Annotated in this window: 20 protein-coding genes; 10 read left to right on the forward strand and 10 right to left on the reverse strand. The window is 49.1% G+C overall.

The features are described 5' to 3' along the window. Positions 1-43: 43 nt before the first annotated feature. On the forward strand, positions 44-1,015 hold the full coding sequence (locus tag G8759_RS27640) for an aldo/keto reductase (RefSeq protein WP_167215747.1): 972 nt from the start codon (positions 44-46) through the stop codon (positions 1,013-1,015). A 126-nt stretch (positions 1,016-1,141) separates the two neighbouring features. On the opposite strand, the gene G8759_RS27645 is transcribed toward G8759_RS27640, so the two are convergent. Then, positions 1,142-1,864, reverse strand: a complete 723-nt coding sequence (locus tag G8759_RS27645; protein WP_167215749.1) for an SDR family oxidoreductase — start codon at positions 1,862-1,864, stop codon at positions 1,142-1,144. 116 nt (positions 1,865-1,980) lie between these two features. Between G8759_RS27645 and G8759_RS27650 the strand changes: the two genes are divergently transcribed. From G8759_RS27650 to G8759_RS27660, 3 genes are all read left to right on the forward strand, one after another. Next, positions 1,981-2,913 carry a tryptophan 2,3-dioxygenase family protein gene (locus tag G8759_RS27650; protein WP_167215751.1) on the forward strand — a complete coding sequence of 311 codons (933 nt, stop codon included), beginning with the start codon at positions 1,981-1,983 and terminating at the stop codon, positions 2,911-2,913. Between the two features lie 149 nt (positions 2,914-3,062). Beyond that, a complete protein-coding gene (locus G8759_RS27655) occupies positions 3,063-3,431 on the forward strand; it encodes a hypothetical protein (RefSeq protein ID WP_167215753.1) in 369 nt (122 codons plus the stop codon). An 85-nt stretch (positions 3,432-3,516) separates the two neighbouring features. Beyond that, the gene (locus tag G8759_RS27660) at positions 3,517-5,991 is read left to right on the forward strand and encodes a TonB-dependent receptor (protein WP_167215755.1); all 2,475 of its coding nucleotides are present in this window, start codon (positions 3,517-3,519) and stop codon (positions 5,989-5,991) included. 61 nt (positions 5,992-6,052) lie between these two features. Here the strand turns inward: G8759_RS27660 and G8759_RS27665 are convergent, their stop codons facing one another. Next, positions 6,053-6,574: a YdeI/OmpD-associated family protein gene (locus tag G8759_RS27665; RefSeq protein WP_167215757.1), complete on the reverse strand. Its 522-nt coding sequence runs from the start codon at positions 6,572-6,574 to the stop codon at positions 6,053-6,055. A gap of 18 nt (positions 6,575-6,592) precedes the next feature. Next, positions 6,593-7,615, reverse strand: coding sequence for a helix-turn-helix transcriptional regulator (locus G8759_RS27670; protein WP_167215759.1), 1,023 nt, complete (start codon positions 7,613-7,615; stop codon positions 6,593-6,595). 192 nt (positions 7,616-7,807) lie between these two features. Here G8759_RS27670 and G8759_RS27675 point away from each other — a divergent pair, with 192 nt between their 5' ends. From G8759_RS27675 to G8759_RS27685, 3 genes are all read left to right on the forward strand, one after another. Beyond that, positions 7,808-8,284 (forward strand): pPIWI_RE_Z domain-containing protein, encoded by a 477-nt coding sequence (locus tag G8759_RS27675; protein ID WP_167215761.1) that lies wholly within the window; start codon positions 7,808-7,810, stop codon positions 8,282-8,284. Between the two features lie 99 nt (positions 8,285-8,383). Next, a complete protein-coding gene (locus tag G8759_RS27680; RefSeq protein WP_167215763.1) occupies positions 8,384-9,724 on the forward strand; it encodes a WGR domain-containing protein in 1,341 nt (446 codons plus the stop codon). Position 9,725: 1 nt separating this feature from the next. After that, complete coding sequence (locus G8759_RS27685) at positions 9,726-9,974, forward strand: hypothetical protein (protein WP_167215765.1); 249 nt, start codon at positions 9,726-9,728, stop codon at positions 9,972-9,974. 228 nt (positions 9,975-10,202) lie between these two features. Here G8759_RS27685 and G8759_RS27690 read toward each other — a convergent pair whose 3' ends face one another. Next, a complete protein-coding gene (locus tag G8759_RS27690) occupies positions 10,203-10,346 on the reverse strand; it encodes a hypothetical protein (protein ID WP_167215767.1) in 144 nt (47 codons plus the stop codon). Positions 10,347-10,747: 401 nt separating this feature from the next. Between G8759_RS27690 and G8759_RS27695 the strand changes: the two genes are divergently transcribed. From G8759_RS27695 to G8759_RS27705, 3 genes are all read left to right on the forward strand, one after another. Next, entirely contained in the window at positions 10,748-11,209 is a 462-nt protein-coding gene (locus tag G8759_RS27695; RefSeq protein ID WP_167215769.1) for a pPIWI_RE_Z domain-containing protein, read from the forward strand. 62 nt (positions 11,210-11,271) lie between these two features. Further along, a complete protein-coding gene (locus G8759_RS27700) occupies positions 11,272-11,622 on the forward strand; it encodes a VOC family protein (RefSeq protein WP_167215771.1) in 351 nt (116 codons plus the stop codon). A 104-nt stretch (positions 11,623-11,726) separates the two neighbouring features. Beyond that, the gene (locus G8759_RS27705) at positions 11,727-13,343 is read left to right on the forward strand and encodes an amidase (protein WP_167215773.1); all 1,617 of its coding nucleotides are present in this window, start codon (positions 11,727-11,729) and stop codon (positions 13,341-13,343) included. Positions 13,344-13,468: 125 nt separating this feature from the next. Here the strand turns inward: G8759_RS27705 and G8759_RS27710 are convergent, their stop codons facing one another. The 6 genes from G8759_RS27710 to G8759_RS27735 all read right to left on the reverse strand — a co-directional run bounded on the left by G8759_RS27710 (position 13,469) and on the right by G8759_RS27735 (position 21,920). Then, the gene (locus G8759_RS27710; protein ID WP_167215775.1) at positions 13,469-15,322 is read right to left on the reverse strand and encodes an SLC5 family protein; all 1,854 of its coding nucleotides are present in this window, start codon (positions 15,320-15,322) and stop codon (positions 13,469-13,471) included. Between the two features lie 271 nt (positions 15,323-15,593). Further along, entirely contained in the window at positions 15,594-16,211 is a 618-nt protein-coding gene (locus tag G8759_RS27715) for a hypothetical protein (RefSeq protein ID WP_167215777.1), read from the reverse strand. Positions 16,212-16,268: 57 nt separating this feature from the next. Beyond that, positions 16,269-16,856, reverse strand: a complete 588-nt coding sequence (locus tag G8759_RS27720) for a Crp/Fnr family transcriptional regulator (RefSeq protein ID WP_167215779.1) — start codon at positions 16,854-16,856, stop codon at positions 16,269-16,271. A gap of 21 nt (positions 16,857-16,877) precedes the next feature. Next, positions 16,878-17,732 (reverse strand): ThuA domain-containing protein, encoded by an 855-nt coding sequence (locus G8759_RS27725; RefSeq protein ID WP_167215781.1) that lies wholly within the window; start codon positions 17,730-17,732, stop codon positions 16,878-16,880. Between the two features lie 86 nt (positions 17,733-17,818). Beyond that, positions 17,819-18,991: an LLM class flavin-dependent oxidoreductase gene (locus G8759_RS27730; protein ID WP_167215783.1), complete on the reverse strand. Its 1,173-nt coding sequence runs from the start codon at positions 18,989-18,991 to the stop codon at positions 17,819-17,821. Between the two features lie 70 nt (positions 18,992-19,061). Next, positions 19,062-21,920 (reverse strand): TonB-dependent receptor, encoded by a 2,859-nt coding sequence (locus G8759_RS27735; protein ID WP_167215785.1) that lies wholly within the window; start codon positions 21,918-21,920, stop codon positions 19,062-19,064. Positions 21,921-21,995: the final 75 nt, after the last annotated feature.

A 21,995-nucleotide genomic window follows, 5' to 3' on the forward strand; every position in this document is an offset into this window, starting at 1 on the left:
ACTCTGTGTTCTTTGTGTCTCTGTGTTTAATAACCCCTAACAAATGAATTATCGTACATTCGGCCGCACGGGCTGGGAAATCTCTGAAATTGGCTATGGCATGTGGGGCCTCGCCGACTGGACTGGTTCAGAACGGCCACAAATCGAAAAAGCACTCGATCTGGCGGTTGAACGGGGCTGCAATTTTTTCGATACGGCCTGGGGCTATGGCTCCGGTCTGAGCGAACAGATTCTGGGCGATCTGCTCAAACGGAACCCTGACAAAATTCTCTATACAGCCACCAAAATTCCACCCAAAAATCGCATCTGGCCTTCGAGACCTGACTTCCAGTTAGACGATGTATTCCCGGCCGACTACATTGTTGAATATACCGAAAAAAGCCTGCAAAACCTTGGTGTCGAAACCATCGACCTGATGCAGTTTCACGTCTGGGAAGATGCCTGGGCCGACCGCGACGACTGGCAGGAAGCGATCACGAAACTGACGCAGCAAGGCAAAGTGCGGGCCTGGGGCCTATCTGTTAATCGCTGGGAGCCAGACAATAGTCTGAACACCCTTCGAACCGGCCTGATCGACGCCGTACAGGTGATCTACAACATCTTCGATCAAAATCCGGAAGATCATTTATTTCCCCTCTGTAAACAACTGAACCTCGGCATTATTGCCCGCGTACCCTTTGATGAAGGTACGCTTACCGGCACATTTACAAAAGAAACCACCTTTCCGGCCAACGACTGGCGTTCGACCTATTTCGTTCCTGAAAACCTTAACAGCAGTGTCGATCATGCCGATGCGTTACGACCCCTGATCCCGGCGGATATGACAATGCCCGAAATGGCGCTGCGGTTCATTTTAAGCAACCCCGATGTTCATACGACGATTCCGGGCATGCGTCAACTCCGAAACGTAGAGGCAAACACGGCCGTTAGTGACGGGCGCGGCCTGTCGCCGGAGTTACTGCACGAACTAAAAGGTCATCGCTGGGATCGGACACCAACGGACTGGAGTCAGTAGAGCTTTGAGCGGTTGTACCAGGCTACCTGGGCAACCCTCGAAGGCCAACTTGTATAGCTGACGTTGAACTATAGATGGTAGATAGTGTAAGCTATAGGATACACCTTATAGCTTACACTACATCCCTCAATACTCCTGCTCCAGCGGATGTACCATAAATTCATCAATCACAACGTGAGCCGGGCGGCTGACGATGAACAGCATCGATTCGGCCATGTCTTCGTTTTTGAGCCAGTTTTGTGACGTTTCGTGACCATGACCTTTTTCGTGGAAGTGCGAATCGACCAGGCCCGAATAAACGCCCGTCACTTTAATACCAAACGGCCGGACTTCCTTACGCAACGCCCCCATAAACGCTTCCTGCGCGTACTTGCTGGCCGTGTAGAGCGATCCACCCGCGAAGGTCCGCTTGGCTACATCCGATGCCACGACAACAATATGACCGGAGCCATGTGCTTTCATCGACGGAAGCGCAGCCTTTGTCAGAATAAACGTCCCTTTCACGTTGGTAGCCATCAGGTCATCCCACTCACTGACCGTGATTTCATCGACGTTTTTGAAAACCCCATACCCTGCGTTGTTGATCACAACATCAATGCGCCTGAACTGATCGAGCGCGGCCTTAACGACTTCGGCCATATCGGCTTCATTGGCGACATCGCCCGGAACTGTTACGATCTTTCCCCGAACAGAGCCTTCGGTCGCCGTCACTTCGAGTTGTTTAAGATCGTCAGCATTACGGGCGGTAGCAACAACATTGGCACCGTGCTGGGCCAGCAATAAAGCCGTTGCCCGGCCAATACCCCGCGATGCCCCTGAAATAATAATGGTTTTGTTTTCGACGTTCATACGCATTCAGTTGAGCCGTAGTAGCGGCCAGCGCAAAGGTCGTAAAGAGATCGCACAAAATTCGCAAAGAAGTTATCGGCTTACGACCTTTACGCCATCGACAAAACTCACTCGCCATGCACGAATCACTAACCGACAAACTAAATCAGCTCGAGCAGAAATTTGCGGCTATGGGGCAGGATATGGCGTCATACCTCGAAGGGTTGCTCCAGGCCGATTACCTGACCTATTGGGACTACATCCACCTCGAAACGCTGCTGTCTCTGCAAAACCCCAAAACAGCCTACCCCGACGAGTTGATCTTCGTTACCTATCATCAGATTACCGAATTATACTTCAAGCTTATTCTGCACGAAATTGACCAGATCGCTCATGCCGAGCCGTTGACCGCTGATTTTTTCGTTGCCCGAATGGGGAGACTGAACCGTTATTTTACCCTGCTGGAAGAATCGTTCAGCGTTATGATTACGGGTATGGAACGCGACCAGTTTCTGAAATTCAGAATGGCGCTTTTGCCATCGAGTGGGTTTCAGTCGGTGCAGTTCCGGCAGATCGAGATCGTATCGACTGACTTCCGAAACCTGTTGATCGCTGCTCCTGAGGAACCAGCGTATATTTCGGATCTGTATGAGTTTATGTACTGGAAACTGGGAGCTACTGAGCTGGCAACTCAGCAAAAAACGCTTACCCTCCGACAGTTCGATCAACACAATAGCTCGCATCTGATTCGGCTCGCAGAAGACTATCAATTCAAAAACGTACTCCATCGTTATCAAAAACTGGAACATGATGGGCAAAGTACATCTGAATTAGTCACAGCACTGCGTGAATATGACTGGCGGGTAAATGTGCGCTGGAAATTGGCCCATTTGCGATCGGCGGTGCAATACCTGCACAAACAACCGGAAGACATCCGTGCTACGGGCGGAACGAACTGGCAAACGTACCTGCCGCCCAGACAACAGCAAATCGTTTTCTTTCCAGAACTCTGGACAGAAGACGAATTAAGTAACTGGGGTCAGTCGACAAGCCCGCCCGAACCATTATAAATACAAAAAACTACAGGCATTATTCTACTGAAGTCAACATTTTTTTTAGACGAGCCTAAAAATAAATAAAACGACGTCTACTAACGTATGTTTCTTATATTTGGTAGAAAATTGACGCACAGAAGCATAGCTACTAGCGTACAAGGAAGATGATCGATTGGCTTCATATACATCGATTCCGGGTAGCCCGTATCCTGCTTGGCCTATTTCTGGCCATGTGGCTTAACGGGGTGGTGTTTCGCCACGCACACCGGTTAACGGATGGGCGGCTGATCGTTCATGCTCACCCTTACTGGCCCTTTGGTAAAGGCCCGATTCTACCAAATTCCCATACGGCCCAGGAGATTTTATTGCTTGATTTGGCAGGGCATCTCCCCATTGTTGTCAGTGCTTTTTTTGCTTTTCTTTTTCTACTACGAAGCTATCACCAGGCTGTTTTTCGGTTTGCTGATCGTACGTATCACACAGTCTCCTCTTTTTACTGTTTCTCGCATCGGGGCCCACCGATCGTTTGGTAATTTCCTGATTGGCGCTCACCGGCTTCTCAACCGGTGCATGTTGCTGCATTCCATCAGAGCACTCAACCAAACGAAGACATCCTGAATGAAATTATTTTTCCTGTTCATTAGCATAGGGCTAATGGGAAGGCTTGCATATGCACAGCCAACTCCCAATCGAATTATTCGCGGATCGGTGATTGATGCCGATAACCGGAAGCCAATTCCTTTTGGTACAATTACCCTCATCGGAAGCACAAAAGGAGCTTTGACCGATGCCAGAGGCCAATTTTCATTATCGATAAAAGCTGATTCGTTAACTCATAAACTGGTTATTTCCTGCGTCGGCTTTCAATCGGATACGTTACTGATCCAACCCGGCACCGATTCGTATTCGGTCGACATGCTGCCCAATACAAACACACTCAATGAGGTAGTCGTTACGGGTGTTACGCGGGGCACACTGCTTCGCCAAAATCCAGTGGCCGTTCTCGCTATTTCGCGCCGGGCAATCGAAGGCACTGCCAGTAGTAATATTATCGATGTACTCGTTAAGAATGCCCCCGGTTTGAACGCGGTTAAAACCGGGCCTAATATCTCAAAACCCTTTATTCGGGGACTAGGCTATAACCGGGTCCTGACACTCTACGATGGCGTTCGGCAGGAAGGCCAGCAATGGGGTGATGAACACGGTATTGAGGTCGATAATTACAATATTGACCGCGCTGAAGTCATTAAAGGGCCAGCCAGCCTGATGTATGGCTCCGATGCGCTGGCGGGTGTGGTCAGTATGATGCCGAACTATCCGAAAGACACAGAAGGGAAAATCAAAGTAGGCATTGTGACTGAATACCAGTCGAATAACCGATTGCTGGGTGAGTCGATGAGTTTAGCATCCGGTGGAGCTCGCTGGGCCTGGAATCTGCGTGGTTCGCTACGGGCCGCTACGAATTATCAGAATAAAATCGACGGGCGCGTCTATAACACCGGGTTTTCGGAAAAAACGCTGACGGCAATGCTAGGCTATTCGGGGCAACGCGGCTACTCGCGCTTCGGGGCTTCACTCTACGACAATTTGCAGGGTATTCCAGACGGAAGCCGTGATTCGCTGACCCGTCAATTTACGAAGCAGGTCGCCGAATCGGGCCTGGATGATATTCAAAATCGGCCTATTGTGCCAGCCAGCGATCTGTCTCCGTATAAGCTTGGCCCGCTACATCAGCGTATTCAGCACTACCGGCTCCATACCAACAATCACTACCAGATCGGTAACGGCGAAATCGATGTATTGCTGGCCTTCCAGCAAAACGTACGTCGGGAATACAACCACCCTACGCAACCTGATCAGCCGGGGCTATATGTACGCCTGAATACCCTCAACTATGGTGTTCGCTACAACCTGCCTACCCTGTCGAACATTTCGACTACAGTGGGGGTAAACGGTATGTATCAGAGCAATAAAAACAAGAATGGCACCAACTTCCCGATTCCAGACTATACGCTCTTCGATGTCGGCACGTTCGTTTTCCTGAAATGGCAGGTAGATAAACTGACCTTGAGCGGGGGTGCTCGTTATGACCAGCGTCAGCTACGTGGCGATGATTTTTACGTTCGTGCCAATGTTCGGGATGGCTTCGATGAGCATGTTACCCTCCCCGATACAGCCGGGGCAACCTTACAATTCCCTCGTTTGCATCAGTCCTTTACCGGTGTTTCAATGAGCGTGGGGCTCACCTATGAGTTCTCCGACAAACTGGCTCTAAAAGCCAATATTGCACGGGGTTATCGGGCACCCAGCATTACCGAAATTGCATCGAATGGGCTCGATCCCGGTGCCCACATTGTGTATATGGGAAACCGAAATTTCAAACCCGAATTCAGCTTACAGGAAGATATTGGCCTGACGCTCACCCTTCCCGATGTGAATGTGGGGGTCAGTGTATTCAACAACTACATTCAGAACTACATATCGCTGGCGCAGTTAGTTGATGCACAAGGCAACCCGGTGGTCATTGTGCCGGGGAACAAAACGTTTCAGTATCAGCAGGCATCGGCACAACTTTATGGGTTCGAAACCCAGTTCAGTATTCATCCAACCGGCTGGCGGGGCTTCAGTTTCGATAATAGTATAGCTGTTGTCTATGGTTTCAATCGTGGGAGCCGTTTTGCAGAAACGGGCGTACATGGTGAATATTTACCTTTTATTCCTCCGCTGCGCATCTCGACGGGTGTTAGTCAGCTCATTCCGACGAAAAGTCAGTGGCTCTCGGAACTGACGGTTAAAGCGGATGTCGATCACAATGCCCGTCAGGATCGGTATCTGGGCCTGAACAATACCGAAACAGCCACAGCAGCCTATACGCTCGTCAATGCCGGGATCGATGGTGCGATTCATATTGGCCAGAACCGGCCCGCGCTACGCGTTTTGTTCCAGGTCAATAATTTGTTCGATGTTGCTTATCAGTCCAATCTGAGCCGATTGAAGTATTTCGAATACTTTACGCATTCGCCCAATGGGCATCTGGGCATATACGGCATGGGCCGGAACATGTGTGTGAAAGTAACAATTCCGTTTAACTGAATAAGCCAGGTAACTTAATTGTCCTGCTGATGAAGGAAATTTTCGTCAGCAGGACAACTAATTACTGCTGATTTTTAAAGTATCGAATCATCTCACCATACCCCATTCCCATCGACAATCCCCTCAAGGCTTTGGTAATGCGATTGGCTTTGGTTTCGGTAGTTTTGGCGTCTTCGATCCATTTGCTGAAGTAGTTCTGGTGGCCTTTGGGCAACGTTTCAAAGAATTTGAATGCATCAGGATCATCCTGCAAACACGCCAGAAAGTCGGCGGATAAGGGTAACGGCGAATCGTCTACATCAATGGTAATCCGCACCGATGCGCCTTCTTCTTTCCGAATACTACGGCGCATGGTTGCGTTAACGGGCATAATAAACGCCCCTTCCGAATCGCCCGATCGCCCCATCGGGATCAGGGCTACCTGTTTAATTTCCAGATTATCCAGCGTTCCTTTAACCCGAAAAGACGTTTTCTGTCCGGGTTTTAGCACATCCGTCACATCAATCGGCAGTTCGATGTATGTCCAGCCGGTTTTCTCGCCTTTTTTGTCAAACTTCTGAAGAATGGTTGTAAACGTGGGCATAGTCAAGTTATCGATAAGTCAATACCGCGCCAGTGTAGCCATTAGCGACTCTTTAATAGCCTGAGCTAAACTGGCAGGCTGTATTACGGTCAGGTGTTCGCCATAGCTGCGTAGATGCATCAGCAAATCGCGGTTGGGTGCCAGTCGCAGCCGGACAACACATTCTTCATCCGTGTCACGGATAACCTCCTGCGTCTGATGAATCGGTTTTGCCGTTACATAGCGACCAAACAGGGGAGAAAATGACAATATAATCTCTTCGACCGGCCCGCTGCTATCCGTAATGCCATAAATATGCTCAAACAATTCACTGACATTCGTTAACACATCGGGTGGAACAGCGCAAAGATCATCCGCAATTTCCAGATCACTCATTCGATCAAGCGCAAAGGTTCGCTCTTTGCCCGAAGGTTCGTCATAGCCAATCACGTACCAGCTATCGGCCACTTCGCGCAGTAAGATGGGGTGCAGCGTTCGTAGTTTCGGTACCTCAGCCAATGGATCGGGCATAGTGACTGCCGTTTCGTGTTTTAAATAGCGAAAGGTAATCTGCCGGTTCTGGTTAATGGCCCGAATCAGAACCGGTACATAATGGCGATTCCCGCCCAGCACACGCTCTTCAACATACACAACGCGTCGCGTCAGACCTTCTGTTTTTACCTCTCGAATAATATCCAGGCTTTGCCGCACTTTCTGCAGGGCGTTGGCCAGCTCACCTGCTACCGATGCCCCTTGTGTAGCTGTCAGCACCTCACGGGCGTAATCGAGGGCTTCCATGTCGTCGGGCGAGAGCATCAGCCGGAGCAACCGAAACTGCGGATCGGTGTAGTAATAGCCGTTGCGCCGTTTGTCGTAGGCAATGGGCGCATCATGATCTTCGCGCAATCGCTGAATGTCTTTCTCCAGGGATGAAATGGAGCGAATCCCGCACTTGTCGCGGCAGAGATCGAACAGTTTCTGTTTGGAAAACTGGCGGGGATATCGGCTGATGATTTCGTCGATGAGTCGGTAACGCTGAAAGGCTGATCGGGTAATAGGCATACGAATGATGAATGAGATAAATCATCTGGAAAAATCGGCTCCGTTTGTCAGAATTAAAATCCAGACAGACAGTCAGGGTGCAAAGCCCGGCACAAAAAAGAGAAAAATATTTTCACAAAAAAAGAAGGGCGTAAAAAGATTACGTTTTACCCGATAGAACTTTGTTCTGTGAATTTTTAAACAACCATACTAATGAACACTTTCTTTCGCCCCAATCAGAATCGCGCTGCCAGCTCAGCACCATCTCTTTTTCCAGCGCTTAACACCGCTGCTCAATGGACAGCGGCAGCCGTTACGCCCCGACCATCGAAACGAGCTACGTTGTCGGCAGGACAGCTACTCGACATCGAACTGGGCTTGTTTCTGTTATCACAACTTCTGCCAACGGCCCCTCCCGATGCCCTGCCGGGTTTACTGACCGACACCGATTCGTCGTTTCTGGAGCGGCCAACCTGGACTCCCAAGCAACTCAAATTACTGAACCGGGGCCGGGTTGTGCTAAGCCATATTCAGCAACGCAATGTATGGACAGCGTTGCTGGATGCCTACACCACCATCCCCGACCGGTTACAAGCCTATGACATCAGTACCGATCGCAGCCGATTCTGCGAAAAGACGGTTGGCTTTTTCCGTAACCGGATTATTACGTTGAAGCAGATTGTGAGCTAACCACTAACCGACGGTTCCCTTTTTTATCCCTTGCATTGCTGTTTTACGCGATGACAGGCCTTTTATTGCCCATTCACCTGCCTTCAATTCCCTTTCTCTATGCTCACGAACCTGCTCCAGCGTGTCCAGAATTACTTCGATCCATCACTATCTCTAAAAAAATTACAACCCACAACCGCTTGTCCAACATCACAACCCACACAGCTGCCTCCACCGACTAAATCATTCCGCACGTTGAAATTGATCATGGTAACGGCAGAAAACAACAACAAATACTATGAAATGCACGAGCAGGAGAATGATACGTTTACTGTTCACTATGGGCGGGTGGGCGGCACAAAAAGTGTAGCCACCTATCCTATAGCGCAATGGAATAAAAAGTTTCGCGAGAAAGTAGCGAAAGGCTACGTCGATCAGACTCATCTCTATGCCGATACGACGGTAACCTCAGATGCCAGTACCATTGCCGATCCTTTGGTGCGCGGCCTGATGAGTCGGCTGATGGACTTCGCAAACCAGTCAATTTACCAGAACTACGTTGTTACAGCCCAGCAGGTAACGCGTAAACAAGTCGAAACGGCCCAGCAACTACTCGATGAGCTAGCTAAACTGGTTGCGCTGGGCGTAGACATATCGGCCTACAACAGCAAACTGCTCGATCTCTTTAAAGTCATTCCCCGAAAAATGGGGAAAGTCGGTCAGCATTTGGTTGCTCAGGTCCCTCAAACGGCGGATGAGTTACAGACATTGCATACCCAGTTAGCCAGCGAGCAGGATACGCTCGACGTTATGCGTGGACAGGTCGAACTAGCCCAGTCGAAAACGGACAGTAACCTACCTCCGCCGGGCCTGCTGGAAACAATGAACCTCAGGGTCGAACCGGTCACTGACCAACGCGTGCTCAATCTCATCAAGCAGATGATGGGACCAGATGTCGATAAGTTCGATGCGGCCTTCAGTGTTCAGCAGGCGGCAACTCAGGCCGCTTTCGACGTCCACATAAAACAGGCCAAAAAACCCAAAACACAGCTTCTGTGGCACGGAAGCCGCAGCGAAAACTGGATGTCTATTTTAAAAACGGGCCTTGTGCTGCGTCCGGCCAATGCAGTCATTACCGGCAAAATGTTTGGCTATGGCATCTATTTCGCCGATCAGTTCAGCAAATCATTGAACTATACTTCCCTGCATGGCTCGGTCTGGGCCAATGGGAAGCAAAGAGAAGGCTATCTCGGTATTTATGAGGTACATGTGGGTGAACAAATGGTGGTAAGCCAGCACGAAGCCCGGTATCAACTGCTCGACAGCGACACCCTTAAACGCATTAATCCAGCCTACGATTCGGTCTTTGCCCAACGTGGGGTCAGTCTATTGAAAAACGAGTTCATTGTTTACAACCAGGCTCAATGCACGGTTCGGTACATGGTTAAAATTAAGATCTGACATGAACGCATCACTGAAGCAAATAACACCCTCTGTCGTCTGTCTGGCAGCCACTACGTTGATCCTGGCTGAAGGGGCAACCAGCTCGCTCATTGTAAAGCAATTCCTGCGCAATCGGGGCTACCGGGCCTATCAGTCGGAGATATCGAACTGGTTGTTTACAGTAGCCTTGCAGGAAGGCTGGGCCATCAACGACAACGGTATGTTTCGGGTCTACTACTTTCCCACGCTCAAGGCATTGCCCCAGTAACACGAAGCAAGGCCTGAAACGCCGGCCGTCAAGAGTAAACGTCCCTGTTCTTTTCGTCCATTTTATTGGGTGAGCTATCTCAACCTTAAACGATTTTTACTCATGACGCCTATTCAGCCACTATCGTTTAATGCCCATCTTGAGCACTATCAGAATCAGACCGAGACACTCAAAAAATCCCGCCATTTTACTGATAATCAATCAATTCAATAGATCCAGAAACCTAAACTAACCTTTCGTCACTTGCCGGGAGATGGCTTTCACGGGCAATGATTTACCCGCGCCGACGCTCAGCAGTTCATTGCCCATGTCTACGGATTCGAGAACGGTAAAGAGCTGGCTAATGATGCCGATCAGGTAACAAAGGCGCAATCGGTGGTGTGGCAGTTCGAATCAGCCATTGAAGCAATGCTCATGGGTGATGAAACCACATTTTAGTCGCTATACGTATTGAAGAAATGCTCCGGCGGTACGGAGTGCAATCATGATGATTTGTTGGACACTACGCATGCATATAGGACTACTACTATGGGGGCTAACGATTAGTCGCCACCTCTATTGGCATTACCTGGCAGTATGTGGATCAGTGGTTTGCCAATCCAGCCTGCTCTGCTGGGCCTATCAGCCGAGGTTACGATCCATTGCTCAAAAGCTTGCAAGACCCTGGTAAGATTGGGGCGAAAAATATTTTTTTGCACTAGCCGAACAACGTAAGAAATTTACGTTCTTCTAGTTGCAACTTTGACATGAACAACGAACAACAAGATCAACTAATGAACGCGCAATTAACCTCCTATCCCACCACAGCCCGCCCGGCCCTGTCCAGCCTTTTGCGCTGGCAGGAGCCGCTGGCGACTCGGCTACGCTACCGCCATGCGCTGCCTGGCATGGTAGCCAACCGGCTGCTCAACGTCGAACTGGGCCTGTATATGATGGCCGAATTGCTACCCCTGGCTCCGGCGGTATCCCTCCCCGACCTGCTCAACGGTCAGGGTCCGGCCTATCGTCAGCGCACCATCTGGTCGCCCCGACAACACCGCACCCTGAGTCAGGCGCGGGTACTGCTGGCTCCCTACCGCGACCGGGCGGTCTGGTTTAAAGCCCTGGACAAATACGCTACTTTATCGCCGGAATTACGGATTTACTCCCTGAAAGGCGGTGGTGGCTGGAATCCCGACGTCAGCAGCTACGTCATGCGCGAGCGCCTGAGCCTGTTTCAGGATGCGCTGGCCTAGGAAACCGCAACCGCCGGGGAGATTTTACCCAAGTTTACAAATCGAACTAATCGCCTTTTATCATGAAGTTTCTATCACTTGAGCCCTTCATTCCATCAGGGAATAATTTTGAAGGCACTAAGCAACTTTTTCTGGAATTAGGGTTCACCATCAATTGGGATGCAGGTGACTATGTTGGTTTTGAGCGAGACGGGTGTAAATTCATTTTACAGAAATTTGACAACGTCGAGTTTGCTCAAAATCTCATGGTGAATGTACGGATCAGCGACGCCGATAAATTCTGGCGGGAGGTAACGGAGAAAAAGCTCCCTGAAACGTTTGGCATCCGACTCAGTAAACCAATCGACCAGCCCTACGGCCGGGAAGTGAACCTAATTGATCTGGCTGGCGTCTGCTGGCATTTTGTGGAATAATGGATTGGGGTAATAAATAACGCTTCTTAAACGGCCTTATGCGAAAGGGTGCTTAACTTCAGGGCTAGTTAACAGATAGGTCCAGCATTCGCCCCACTCTTTTTATGAACCGACGGAGTTTTGTTAAAGCCAGTTCAGTCTTTTCAGCATCTGCTGCAACATTGACAGCCTGCTCATCACCAAAATCAGCAGGTAACGAAACCGACTCCGCCCCTTTTGTGGACGAGTTTGCGCTCAATGAACTTACCATCAACGACCTGCAGAAAAAAATGCAGTCGGGAGAATACACCTCCGCAGCCATCACCCAACTCTACCTGGACCGTATTGAGGCTATAGACAAAAACGGTCCCCGCCTGAACGCCGTCATTGAGATCAACCCCGACGCCCTGGCCATAGCCAAAACGATGGATCAGGAACGAAAGGATGGTAAGCTCCGTGGGCCCATGCATGGTATTCCGGTACTGATCAAGGATAACATCGACACCGGCGATCAACAGATGACAACCGCTGGGGCCTTAGCGCTGGAAGGCCATAAAGCGGCTAAAGACGCCTTTATTGTTGCCCAATTGCGGAAGGCTGGCGCGGTCATTCTGGGAAAAACCAACCTCAGCGAGTGGGCAAACTTTCGATCGACCCGTTCCAGCAGCGGCTGGAGTAGTCGAGGTGGTCAAACCCGAAACCCTTACATTCTGGATCGCAATCCGAGCGGCTCCAGTTCGGGCTCCGGCTCAGCAGCTTCTGCAAATTTATGCGTCGTAGCGGTGGGCACCGAAACGGATGGCTCTATCATTGCCCCTTCCTCACATTGTGGTCTGGTTGGCCTCAAGCCAACGGTAGGGCTGGTCAGTCGCAGTGGCATTATTCCCATCTCCCACACGCAGGATACTGCCGGACCCATGACCCGCACCATAACCGATGCGGCTATTTTGCTGGGTGCGCTGGTGGGCGTCGATCCCGACGATGCCGTGACGCTCGAAAGCCGTGGCAAGAGTGCCACCGATTACACACAGTTTCTGAAAAAAGAAGGTTTGTCAGGCAAACGGATCGGGATTGAGAAATCGTTCCTAAAGGGGCACGAAGGTGTTGTTGCTCTATACAAAGAAGCCATTGACGTTCTGAAAAAGCAGGGAGCTACCATCGTGGAAGTCGAGTTAATGAAAGAGCTTCAGGGCATGGGCGGGGCCGAATTTACCGTGCTGCAATTTGAGTTCAAAGATGGCGTAAACCGCTACTTATCGACAGCCAATGCCAGGGTAAAGACCTTAGCCGATGTGATTGCCTACAATCAAAAGAATCAGGCAAAAGCCATGCCTTTCTTTAAACAGGAAACGCTTGAAAGCAGTGAAGCCAAAGGCGATTTGACCAGTAAAGAATACACCGAAGCGCTCGCCAAAACACGAAACTGGCAACAACGCATCGACCGGCTGATGGCGACTAATAAGCTGGATGCGATTGGCGGAACCAGCATCGGCCCAGCCGGTTGCATCGACCTGATCAACGGCGACTACGACACCGGCTTTTACTTCTGCCCACCGGCCGCCATGGCTGGCTACCCTCACCTGACCATCCCCATGGGAACCGTTCATGGCTTACCGGTCGGTTTCTCACTCATCGCCGGTGCGTATCAGGAAGGCGCGTTATTAGCAATGGGTTATAACTATGAACAGGCCTCTGAAAAGCGGGAGCGGCCGGGGTTTGTGGGGTCGTTGATTTCAGGATAGCTATAAACGACCTGAATCCCCTAATCAATCGTTATATCGACAGTAAGTAACTACAGTTGTTTATGATGCCTTGACTTACTATGCAAATCAAACATTCAGATGTTGCCCAGTCGACACAAACCAATTTACGCAAAATAATACAGCACCCATACACTTGCCCCCGTCAGCAAGCCCGCCCATAGCAGGTCACCGTCAAGGCCGAAACGGGCGCGGACGGCGTTCTGACCGTTAGTTAGCGTGGCCAGTTCAGAAGCGGGCCGTTTGTGCAGAAAGAATAAGCCAAACGTGGACAATGCAGCCCAGACAGCTACACTTTTGGGTGAGACGCCAGTCAGAAAAATCAACCCAATAAATATGCTCTGCAACGCCAGAAATAAACCAACTGCCCGCACCAGTTGTCCGGCCTTTATGCTGACGCGTAATCGTTCGAAGCCTTCAGGGTTGCGATTTGGAAATAGCGTTCGGCTGAGCGCAATGAGTGTTGTGAGGCTGAGCACAAATGTCAGAAAGACCCGGTGCATAAAATTCAGATTCGTACCAAAAAAGGCGGCAACAGTGGCGTTTGTACCCAGGAAATTGTTATAGATAAATTCCACCAATAAGCCATAGAACGGAGCAGCGGCCATGGCAATCACAGCTGCCCGCGCCGAAGCGCCACGCCAGAGAATGCCCAGAAAAAAGGCGACCATAATGCCCGGTGTGAAGTAGGATAACTGGGCCGACACCTTCAGCATGAAGTTGTTCGTGCGGTCGGGGGTATAGGTCCATAACGCCAGCCCAATGCTGGCAAGCACCATCACCACGATCATTAACCGACCGAAGCCAACAATTTGTTTATCGCTGGCTTTTGGGTTTATGTATTTCTGGTACACATCAACGGTCAGCAGGGTTGTAGCTGCGTTCATCATCGAATCCACCGACGAAAATGTAGCCGCAGTCAATCCAGCCAGAATCATACCGACCAGACCCGTACCGTGCGGTATTACAGTTTCGACCAGTTTCAAAAAGGCATTGTCGGACTGAGCCGACATTCGGATAAAGTCCATTTCTCCAAAGCGGGCCCGAAACAGGTAATAGGCCGCTACACCGGCCGAAATGCTGAAGAAAGGAATTGTCAGTTTCAGAAATCCGCTGGCAATTACCCCGCGCCGGGCATCAGTGTCGGAGTTAGCGGCCAGTACGCGTTGGACCAGAAACTGGTTTGTCGAAAAGTTAAAGCAGTGCTGGAGCAGCAGCCCCGTGAAAATACCCGTCCAGGGCAGATTTGGGTGATTTGATGGCAAATACAGATGCATCTTCTGCAACGTACGAGGCTGTGCGGCATCGAGGTGTAACAAGCCTGTAAAGCCCCCTATTTCAGGCTGACTAAGCGTGAAATACGCAACGGCAGTACCAGCCGCCAGCATCATCACGGTCTGAATGGTATCGGTAACGACAATGGACTCCATGCCGCCCCAGATTGTATAGCTACACGTAATCAGGCCAATTAGCAGGAGACCTGTGGCATATGACATCTCGAATCCCGGTCCGCCAAACAGCCATTGCAGCGTGATACTGCCCACATAAAATGAACCCACTAACTGTACCAGAATAATCAGAATTAGTAAAATGGTATAAAGCAGCCGGGCTTTATCGTTATAACGAACCTCCAGATATTGTGAAAGCGTAAATACATCGAGTCGCCGGTATGAACCCAGAAAGACAAAACACAGCAGTAGAATAGCCGGAAAGACAATTTCGTAATGGGCCTGTACAAAGCCAATCGAGTAACCGATACCAAGCATCCCGATGAGGTGAAACGACGAGATATTGGTACCAAAAACCGATCCTGCCACCGCCCACCATCGGATAGAGCGGCCAGCCAGAAAATAATCTTCAGCGCTCTTTTTCCGTAAGGCAATAACGATACCAGCCATCGGCATAATGGCCAGCATAAGCACCAGAACGACAATATCGATGGTTTGAAGTTGGGAAAGCATTGAGGGATGTAGACAAGGACACAAAATAAACAGTTTGTGCGCAATCGACATTCGCTGCCGCCAATTATCTCTGACAATGGGTTGCCAACCTCTATTACAGGTTCAATCGGGACAATTAAATAGCTCTATCAAAACAGGGAAAGCAAATGTATTTCCTTAATAAAATGTGCCTATTTCTAATCCATTTATCGTTTATTTAAAAGATCATTCGCAACGGAATCATTTTTTTACAAACAGGTTTAGGCAACGATCAAAAAAAACTTACTATTTTCTATTTACCGACTAATACGTTATACGCTTCAGGAATTGTCATCCCGGCAAACTGATTCGTCAATCCGTATAGGATCAGAAGTGCCAGAATAAACCCGGTATATACGAGTAATTTTGCCTGAATTTGGGGGGATAAACCAACTATACTGGCTGTCATTTTCTTTCTGTGTACGGCTGCAATGTGCCCCCACACAGCCATAATAGCGAAACTGTAGTAAGGAATAAAAAACAGGTTGAACGGGAATGTATTGATGCCGGCTGCACCAAAGTATAGATTTGTATCAAGATGCAGAACAAGCCGCCCGATCAAAACGGCCGATACATGAACCAGAAGAAAAAAAGCCAGATAGAGGCCAGTCCATACCTGTAGCTTATCAAACAAGCCGTTTACGACCTTTCGTTTACGAAAAAACAAGCGCAAACCTGACGTAATCTGAACCGCTACAGCCAGTAATAAAAATGACTCAACAATACGATTCCGGTATAGATGGCGCAGAAACGCCATTGTCTTTAGATGCGCTTCTTCGCCCAGTATGCTGACAACATGATTGGCCAGGTGAATGCCAATAAAAATTGATAGTGTTATCCCCGATATGTAATGAATTCGCTTCCAGTCCATTGGATCTCATTTTTTCACAAAGGTTGGGCTAAAATGAGGGGCTTCATTTGATCCAGATCAAATTCGTTTTTTCGGATGTCTAATTCGACTTAACGTCTCCAGCGTTATTCCTAAATAAGAAGCAATATGCCCAAGAGGAACCCGATTCGTGATGTCGGGGCGGATTGCCAGCAGGTTTTCGAGTTTCTGGTGCGCTGGCTCAAACTGAACAGACACAATCCGTTGTTGCAGCTGTAACATCGTTTTGGTGACTATAACCCGGCATAACCGCTCAAAACTATGATGCTTATCGCATAACTCAAGCATCGTATCTCGGGAAACTTCTATTAGTATTGACGGCTCGATTAGTTCAATAAAATGAGGGCTTGGTACATCGAGAAAAAAGCTATTAATGGACGAAATAAAATCGTTTTCAAAAGCAAACCAATCGGTAATTTCTTTACCGCCTTTTAAGTAATATGCCCTGGCTGCGCCCTCAGCAATAAAAAACGTTTTATCTGAATATTGTCCCTCTTTTACCAGGATTCTATTTTTCCCATATTGAATAACTTTACAACGATCAATTAAATCCTGAGCGGCATCGGTAGATAATTCTGAATAAACTAATTTGATTGCATCAAGAAAATTATGCACTGTAGTTTCCATTCAGTATTTAATAAAGAAAGACTAATTTTTAGCTTTAATTTTTGACGCTTTGCCCAGCCACAATAAGCTGTCGATAATCAATTTATTCTGCGTTTCGCTCGTAAATGTAAATGACAGCTCTTTATTGGTTTTGTTTTCATAATCAATATCATTATGCCCCATGTTTGCATAAATCATGTTGTATTTTCTATTCGTCCAGACTACCGGATAATAACCGCTATGCCATATTTCGTGCGGTTTGGGGCCCGTTCCCAATGGGTAACTCGTTGAGTCAATGGAAAGCAGTATTTTAATATCCGGATTCGTACGCAGATCATTCGTCCACCTATACCATTCATTCGGTGTCGATTTATATGTTTCGGGTAAATGCCGGGTGGCCGGGTGTTTCCGATCCTCAACCCGTAAGATAGCCGGGGTGGGTCGCCAGGTATTGCTTTTATATTGACCTGATCCTAAAAACTGGTTATGATACCAGTCCCAGTTCTGCGGAAAAGCGGATGGAGTCAAGGCAAACCCCGCGAAATGAAAACCCATCCAGGCACCGCCCTTTTCCATGTACTGCTGGAATGCTTGCCGCTGGGCAGGCTCCTCCGGCCGGCTGTCTAAAAACAAAACAACCTGATAATTGGCCAGAAAATCAGCATTCAGATTCGTCCAGTTGTCGGTCGAATCGTAGTTAAAATTATGGCTGGCAGCTTCTTTAGGAAACCACCGATTTGCTTCGTGTACGTAGCTAATGTGCGCCTGATCGTTTTTGGCCCTATAAAAAGCGATCACGTTAAACTTGCCCGCCTTACTCTGCGCCTGTATAGTGGAGATGAAACAAATGTGGCAAAAAACAATGGCTATAAGCTCCTTACTGCTAACTAAGCGCATACAAAATCGGTAGATGAGATCCATCAGGTAAGGCCAGATTCAGGCAAACCTACTCACCTTTAACCAGGCTAGTCCCGGGTCTTTCGCTACGAATAAGTCAATGCGCCAAACGTCAACGGTGTTTCGGGTACGTGTGTAGGCCGACGGCCCTGAACATCGCTCAATCGTACTGTTGGCAGATGCGGCAAAACCAATTTCCCAACATATTCGCACTCCTCAATAAGTGGATAACCCGAGAAAATAAACGACCGGATACCCATGTCCATGTAGCGGCTGAGCTGGGCCAGAATCTGCTCTGGCGTTCCAACCAATGCGCCACCAGCCCCCGACCGTGCCCGCCCTATTTCCGTCCACAGAATTGGCTCCACAAAACCTTCCTCATCGGCTCCCTGCCGCATCTCATCCTGCCGCAACACACCCAGAGATTTACCGTCCTGGGTACGTTGTTTCAGCGCTTCAGCCTGTTGCGCATTAAATTTGCTCATTAATCGTCGGGTGTATGCACGGGCCTCAGCTTCCGTTTCGCGCACAACGATGTGAATCCTCAGGCCAAAATCAATCGTCCGGCCGTGGCGTGCCGCCCGAGCCGACACATCCTGCATGGTGGCATACAGGCTTTCCTCTTTCTCGGGCCACATCAGAAATACATCACAGTATTGCGCACAAACTTCACGAGCCCCATCAGCTATTCCACCAAAATATAACAGCGGCCCGCCCTTTTGCTGATAGGGCTTAACGGGATCGGTAGCCATCGTAAACTGCCCATAGACCGGTCCATTGTGTATAATTTGATTTTGAGTCCAGCCCTGGCGCAAAATCTCAATGGTTTCAGAACATCGCTGGTAACGAAGTGCTCCATCCTCTTTATAACCGGGAAGGTCGGAGTTAATAATATTGATTGTCAGCCGTCCTTCGAGCAGATGGTCGAGTGTACTGATAGCCCGCGCCAGCATGGGTGGATGGAATTCTCCGGTACGAATCGCAACCAGCAAACTAATATCCTGCGTCAGGTGAGCCACTGCCGATGCAAACGCAATCGGCTCCTGCCCAACGACGTAGGAGGTCGGTAGCAAAATATTCTTGAAGCCCTGTTTTTCGGCGGTCAGTACGATGTCGCGACAATGCTCAAAACTACTGCGACGGTCCGGGTCAAGTTGGCCCAGAAATTCAGTATCTCCCCCGCAAAGATCACAGAACCAGGCAATTTCAGCCACGCGATCGGCAGTGCGAACGGCGACAGATTTTATAGAATCGATCATACAATTAATTCATAATCGGTTGCTTACCCGCCCCAACTCCATGGGTCGAGACTTGATACCGGCTCGTCTACTATCGAAACAACTCATCAAACGTAACGCTCACGTAATACAACCCGCCGATCCGGGCAAGGCCATAGCCCTGAGCGTAGTATTTGTTGAGAACGTTCGTACCACCGAGTTTAACCGTCGATTTATAGTCCGGCACTTTATACGATACCTGCGCATCGACACTGCTCCACGATGGAAGCCAGACGTCGCCCGCTGTAGTTCCCTGCTCAACCCACATCCGATCCGTCCAGCGATAGGTAATCGTGGCTCCGATCCGATCGGTCAGGCGTGCATTGTTCAGGCTAAGGTTATAGCGATTTTCGGGCGAGATAAAGAAGTTTCGACCTTTCTGTGACACTTCAGGGTTACTCATTTTCCGCTTTACGATATCGAGACCCGCATTGTCTTTAATGATGTTGCCCTGTGCATCGCGAAGCGTTACGGTGCCAACCTGATAGGTGTAATTACCACTGAGCGTAAATCCCCGACCTAGTCCATACTCCAGACCAAACCCGGAGCCAGTTACGAATATCTCGTTGAAGTTGTTGAAATTGATCTGTAGTGTCCGGTAGGCATTCGTCGCAAAATCAGCAATCTGGCCATTGGTTGGTTGATAAAAGCTCTGAGCGGCAATGAAATCGGTGTATTTGCTGTAAAAATAGAAGGCGTCGATATACAGTTTATTCTGAATCAGGGTTTTGTAGCCAACTTCCCAGGTTTTGATTTTTTCGGTCGTAAAATTAGCCGGATTATAGGCCCGACTACGCAGTTGAGCTTCTGTAATGCGCCCAGCCGCAAAATCTTTAACGTCGCTATCCAGATAAGCCGGATTGGAAAATAATCCGGCTGACTCAGCCGCCAGACGTGCCCCACCGACTTCGCCCCCTTTGCCAGCCGCCGGAACGGAAAACAGTTGACCCGGTGATGGGTTCCGGAAAGCCGATTGCCACGAAGCCCGGAAATTATGAACACCAGCGCTTATCACGGCCGAGGCTCTGGGCGTAAAACCACCACTGAAATACTGATTCTTATCGTATCGGATGGCCACTGTTGGCTTTATCGTTAGCGACGAGCCAAGCTTTACTTCTTTGGCAACCTGTAAATAAGCCCCATATTCGTTGATGGTGTATTCTGAACCATCTGCTTTCAGCGTAATGGCGGTCCCACCGGTGTTCAGGGCATAATGCCGGATACTGCCCCCTGCAATCACCTCAGCTACTTCGACCAGATTTGTGAAGTTGTACATACCTTCGTAGTGCCAAAGGGCTGAATTATCGCGAAAACGTGTCCCTTTCGCACCTTTATAGCCAGGAACCGTATCGGTGTTGAAGGCATTAGCAAACAGATCCCGCACTAGATTAAAGCTCGTTGAACCGGGCAAATAACGTCCACGATCAGCCTCATTCCGAGCCAGCCCGGCGCTTACTTTATTTTCTACGTATACCTGCCCAAACTCTGTGGCCCACTGCGTCAGTGGCTTCCAGGCATTATTAATCGCAACGGCGGTCTGACCAATGTTCCAGCCTTCGGCTCGCTGCTGGGTGGTATACGCCCGTAGAAAGAAATTTTCGCCCCGGATTTCAGCCTTGAACTGATGTCGCTGGTAGTCCGGAAAATACTCCCGGAAACCGGCCGTACGAATAAAATTGCCATTGCCGTAATACCAACCCAACGAGGCTTCAATAGTGCTCGACAGTTTATAATGCAGGGATACGTTGGCGCGATTATTAAATACCTTACCATTGTTACCCAATAGGGCCAGTTCGGTATAGCCAGTGCGGGTTACCAGCTTGTTCTGCAAGGATGAATTGCCATAATTGGCAGGAAATGTGTAAGCACCTCCCGCATTGATGTCATCACCATAAACGTTCACGCCATCGTACTGAAGGTTCGTATTGGAGTCATTGTTTGGCACAAAACCGATTCCGGTGGCAATGTTTCCCCGAGTGGCATCAGTTGCAAAAAAATTCTCCCGCGCACGGGTCGAGCGGTCGCTGTAGTCGTCGGCAATGAAATCAGTCCCACTTAATCGCTGGAAATTTACTTTAAACGCAAAGCGTGTTCCGAGCTGTTGGGCGTATCGGATGGCAAAATCACCATACCCTTTTGGCCCAAACCCTGATTTACCGACATTATTGACGCCTACTTTTACCTGAGCGCTCAGGCCCTGATACGTAAATGGATTCTTGCTGGATGTTAGCATGAGTCCCTGCAAGGCGTCAGGCCCATACAGTGCCGACGACGCTCCCGGAATTAGTTCAATGCTCTCCACATCCAGATCAGAAATACCGGCTACATTGCCAAAGCCAAACCCTAATCCTGGAGAACGGTTGTCCATGCCATCGGTCAGTTGCAGAAAGCGATTGTTGTTGTTAGCCCCAAAGCCACGCAGATTAACCGATTTAAACGTCAGGCTTTGCGTCAGCAAATCGACTCCTTTCACATTTTGCAACGCATCAAACGGGCTGGCTGCTGGCGACTGCTGAAACTGTCTTGCACCGAGTTTTTCGACCGTTACGGAAGCTTTTCGAATATCTTCAGGAACGCGACTGGCCGATACTATCACCTCATCGGCAGTGATCGCTTCTTCGGTGAGCGTTACTGAAATACTGCGGAAATTATTTCCTCTTACCGTCACATCCTGACGGCGGTATCCGATAAACGAAATACTAATGGTCAGTGGTAGTGATTCTGTGGTTGGTAATCTAAAGTGCCCGTCTGGCTGCGTAACCGTACCTGTATTCGTGCCCCGAATAATAATGGTCACGCCCGCTAAAGGCTGATCGTTTTCGTCAGTAACTCGGCCCTCGATATTTGTCTGTGCCCGGACACCAATCAGGCCGAACAGCAGAAATATCACAAGTAAAAGTAGTTTCTTCATAGCTGAGTTATTAAAAGTGTAATTTTTTATTAAAGTTGGATACAAATGACACAAAAATACGAAAGCTGACCACGT

The organism is Spirosoma aureum, from assembly GCF_011604685.1.
GTDB classification, from domain to species: Bacteria; Bacteroidota; Bacteroidia; order Cytophagales; family Spirosomataceae; genus Spirosoma; species Spirosoma aureum.

Excerpts from the sequence above, each read along its gene's own strand:
- G8759_RS27675 (WP_167215761.1), top strand. The coding sequence starts at position 7,808 with ATGAACACTTTCTTTCGCCCCAATCAGAATCGCGCTGCCAGCTCAGCA.
- G8759_RS27715 (WP_167215777.1), bottom strand. The coding sequence starts at position 16,211 with ATGGACTGGAAGCGAATTCATTACATATCGGGGATAACACTATCAATT.
- G8759_RS27725 (WP_167215781.1), bottom strand. The coding sequence starts at position 17,732 with ATGCGCTTAGTTAGCAGTAAGGAGCTTATAGCCATTGTTTTTTGCCAC.
- G8759_RS27720 (WP_167215779.1), bottom strand. The coding sequence starts at position 16,856 with ATGGAAACTACAGTGCATAATTTTCTTGATGCAATCAAATTAGTTTAT.
- G8759_RS27685 (WP_167215765.1), top strand. The coding sequence starts at position 9,726 with ATGAACGCATCACTGAAGCAAATAACACCCTCTGTCGTCTGTCTGGCA.
- G8759_RS27710 (WP_167215775.1), bottom strand. The coding sequence starts at position 15,322 with ATGCTTTCCCAACTTCAAACCATCGATATTGTCGTTCTGGTGCTTATG.
- G8759_RS27660 (WP_167215755.1), top strand. The coding sequence starts at position 3,517 with ATGAAATTATTTTTCCTGTTCATTAGCATAGGGCTAATGGGAAGGCTT.
- G8759_RS27730 (WP_167215783.1), bottom strand. The coding sequence starts at position 18,991 with ATGATCGATTCTATAAAATCTGTCGCCGTTCGCACTGCCGATCGCGTG.
- G8759_RS27695 (WP_167215769.1), top strand. The coding sequence starts at position 10,748 with ATGAACGCGCAATTAACCTCCTATCCCACCACAGCCCGCCCGGCCCTG.
- G8759_RS27665 (WP_167215757.1), bottom strand. The coding sequence starts at position 6,574 with ATGCCCACGTTTACAACCATTCTTCAGAAGTTTGACAAAAAAGGCGAG.
- G8759_RS27655 (WP_167215753.1), top strand. The coding sequence starts at position 3,063 with ATGATCGATTGGCTTCATATACATCGATTCCGGGTAGCCCGTATCCTG.
- G8759_RS27700 (WP_167215771.1), top strand. The coding sequence starts at position 11,272 with ATGAAGTTTCTATCACTTGAGCCCTTCATTCCATCAGGGAATAATTTT.
- G8759_RS27735 (WP_167215785.1), bottom strand. The coding sequence starts at position 21,920 with ATGAAGAAACTACTTTTACTTGTGATATTTCTGCTGTTCGGCCTGATT.
- G8759_RS27670 (WP_167215759.1), bottom strand. The coding sequence starts at position 7,615 with ATGCCTATTACCCGATCAGCCTTTCAGCGTTACCGACTCATCGACGAA.
- G8759_RS27705 (WP_167215773.1), top strand. The coding sequence starts at position 11,727 with ATGAACCGACGGAGTTTTGTTAAAGCCAGTTCAGTCTTTTCAGCATCT.
- G8759_RS27640 (WP_167215747.1), top strand. The coding sequence starts at position 44 with ATGAATTATCGTACATTCGGCCGCACGGGCTGGGAAATCTCTGAAATT.
- G8759_RS27645 (WP_167215749.1), bottom strand. The coding sequence starts at position 1,864 with ATGAACGTCGAAAACAAAACCATTATTATTTCAGGGGCATCGCGGGGT.
- G8759_RS27680 (WP_167215763.1), top strand. The coding sequence starts at position 8,384 with ATGCTCACGAACCTGCTCCAGCGTGTCCAGAATTACTTCGATCCATCA.
- G8759_RS27650 (WP_167215751.1), top strand. The coding sequence starts at position 1,981 with ATGCACGAATCACTAACCGACAAACTAAATCAGCTCGAGCAGAAATTT.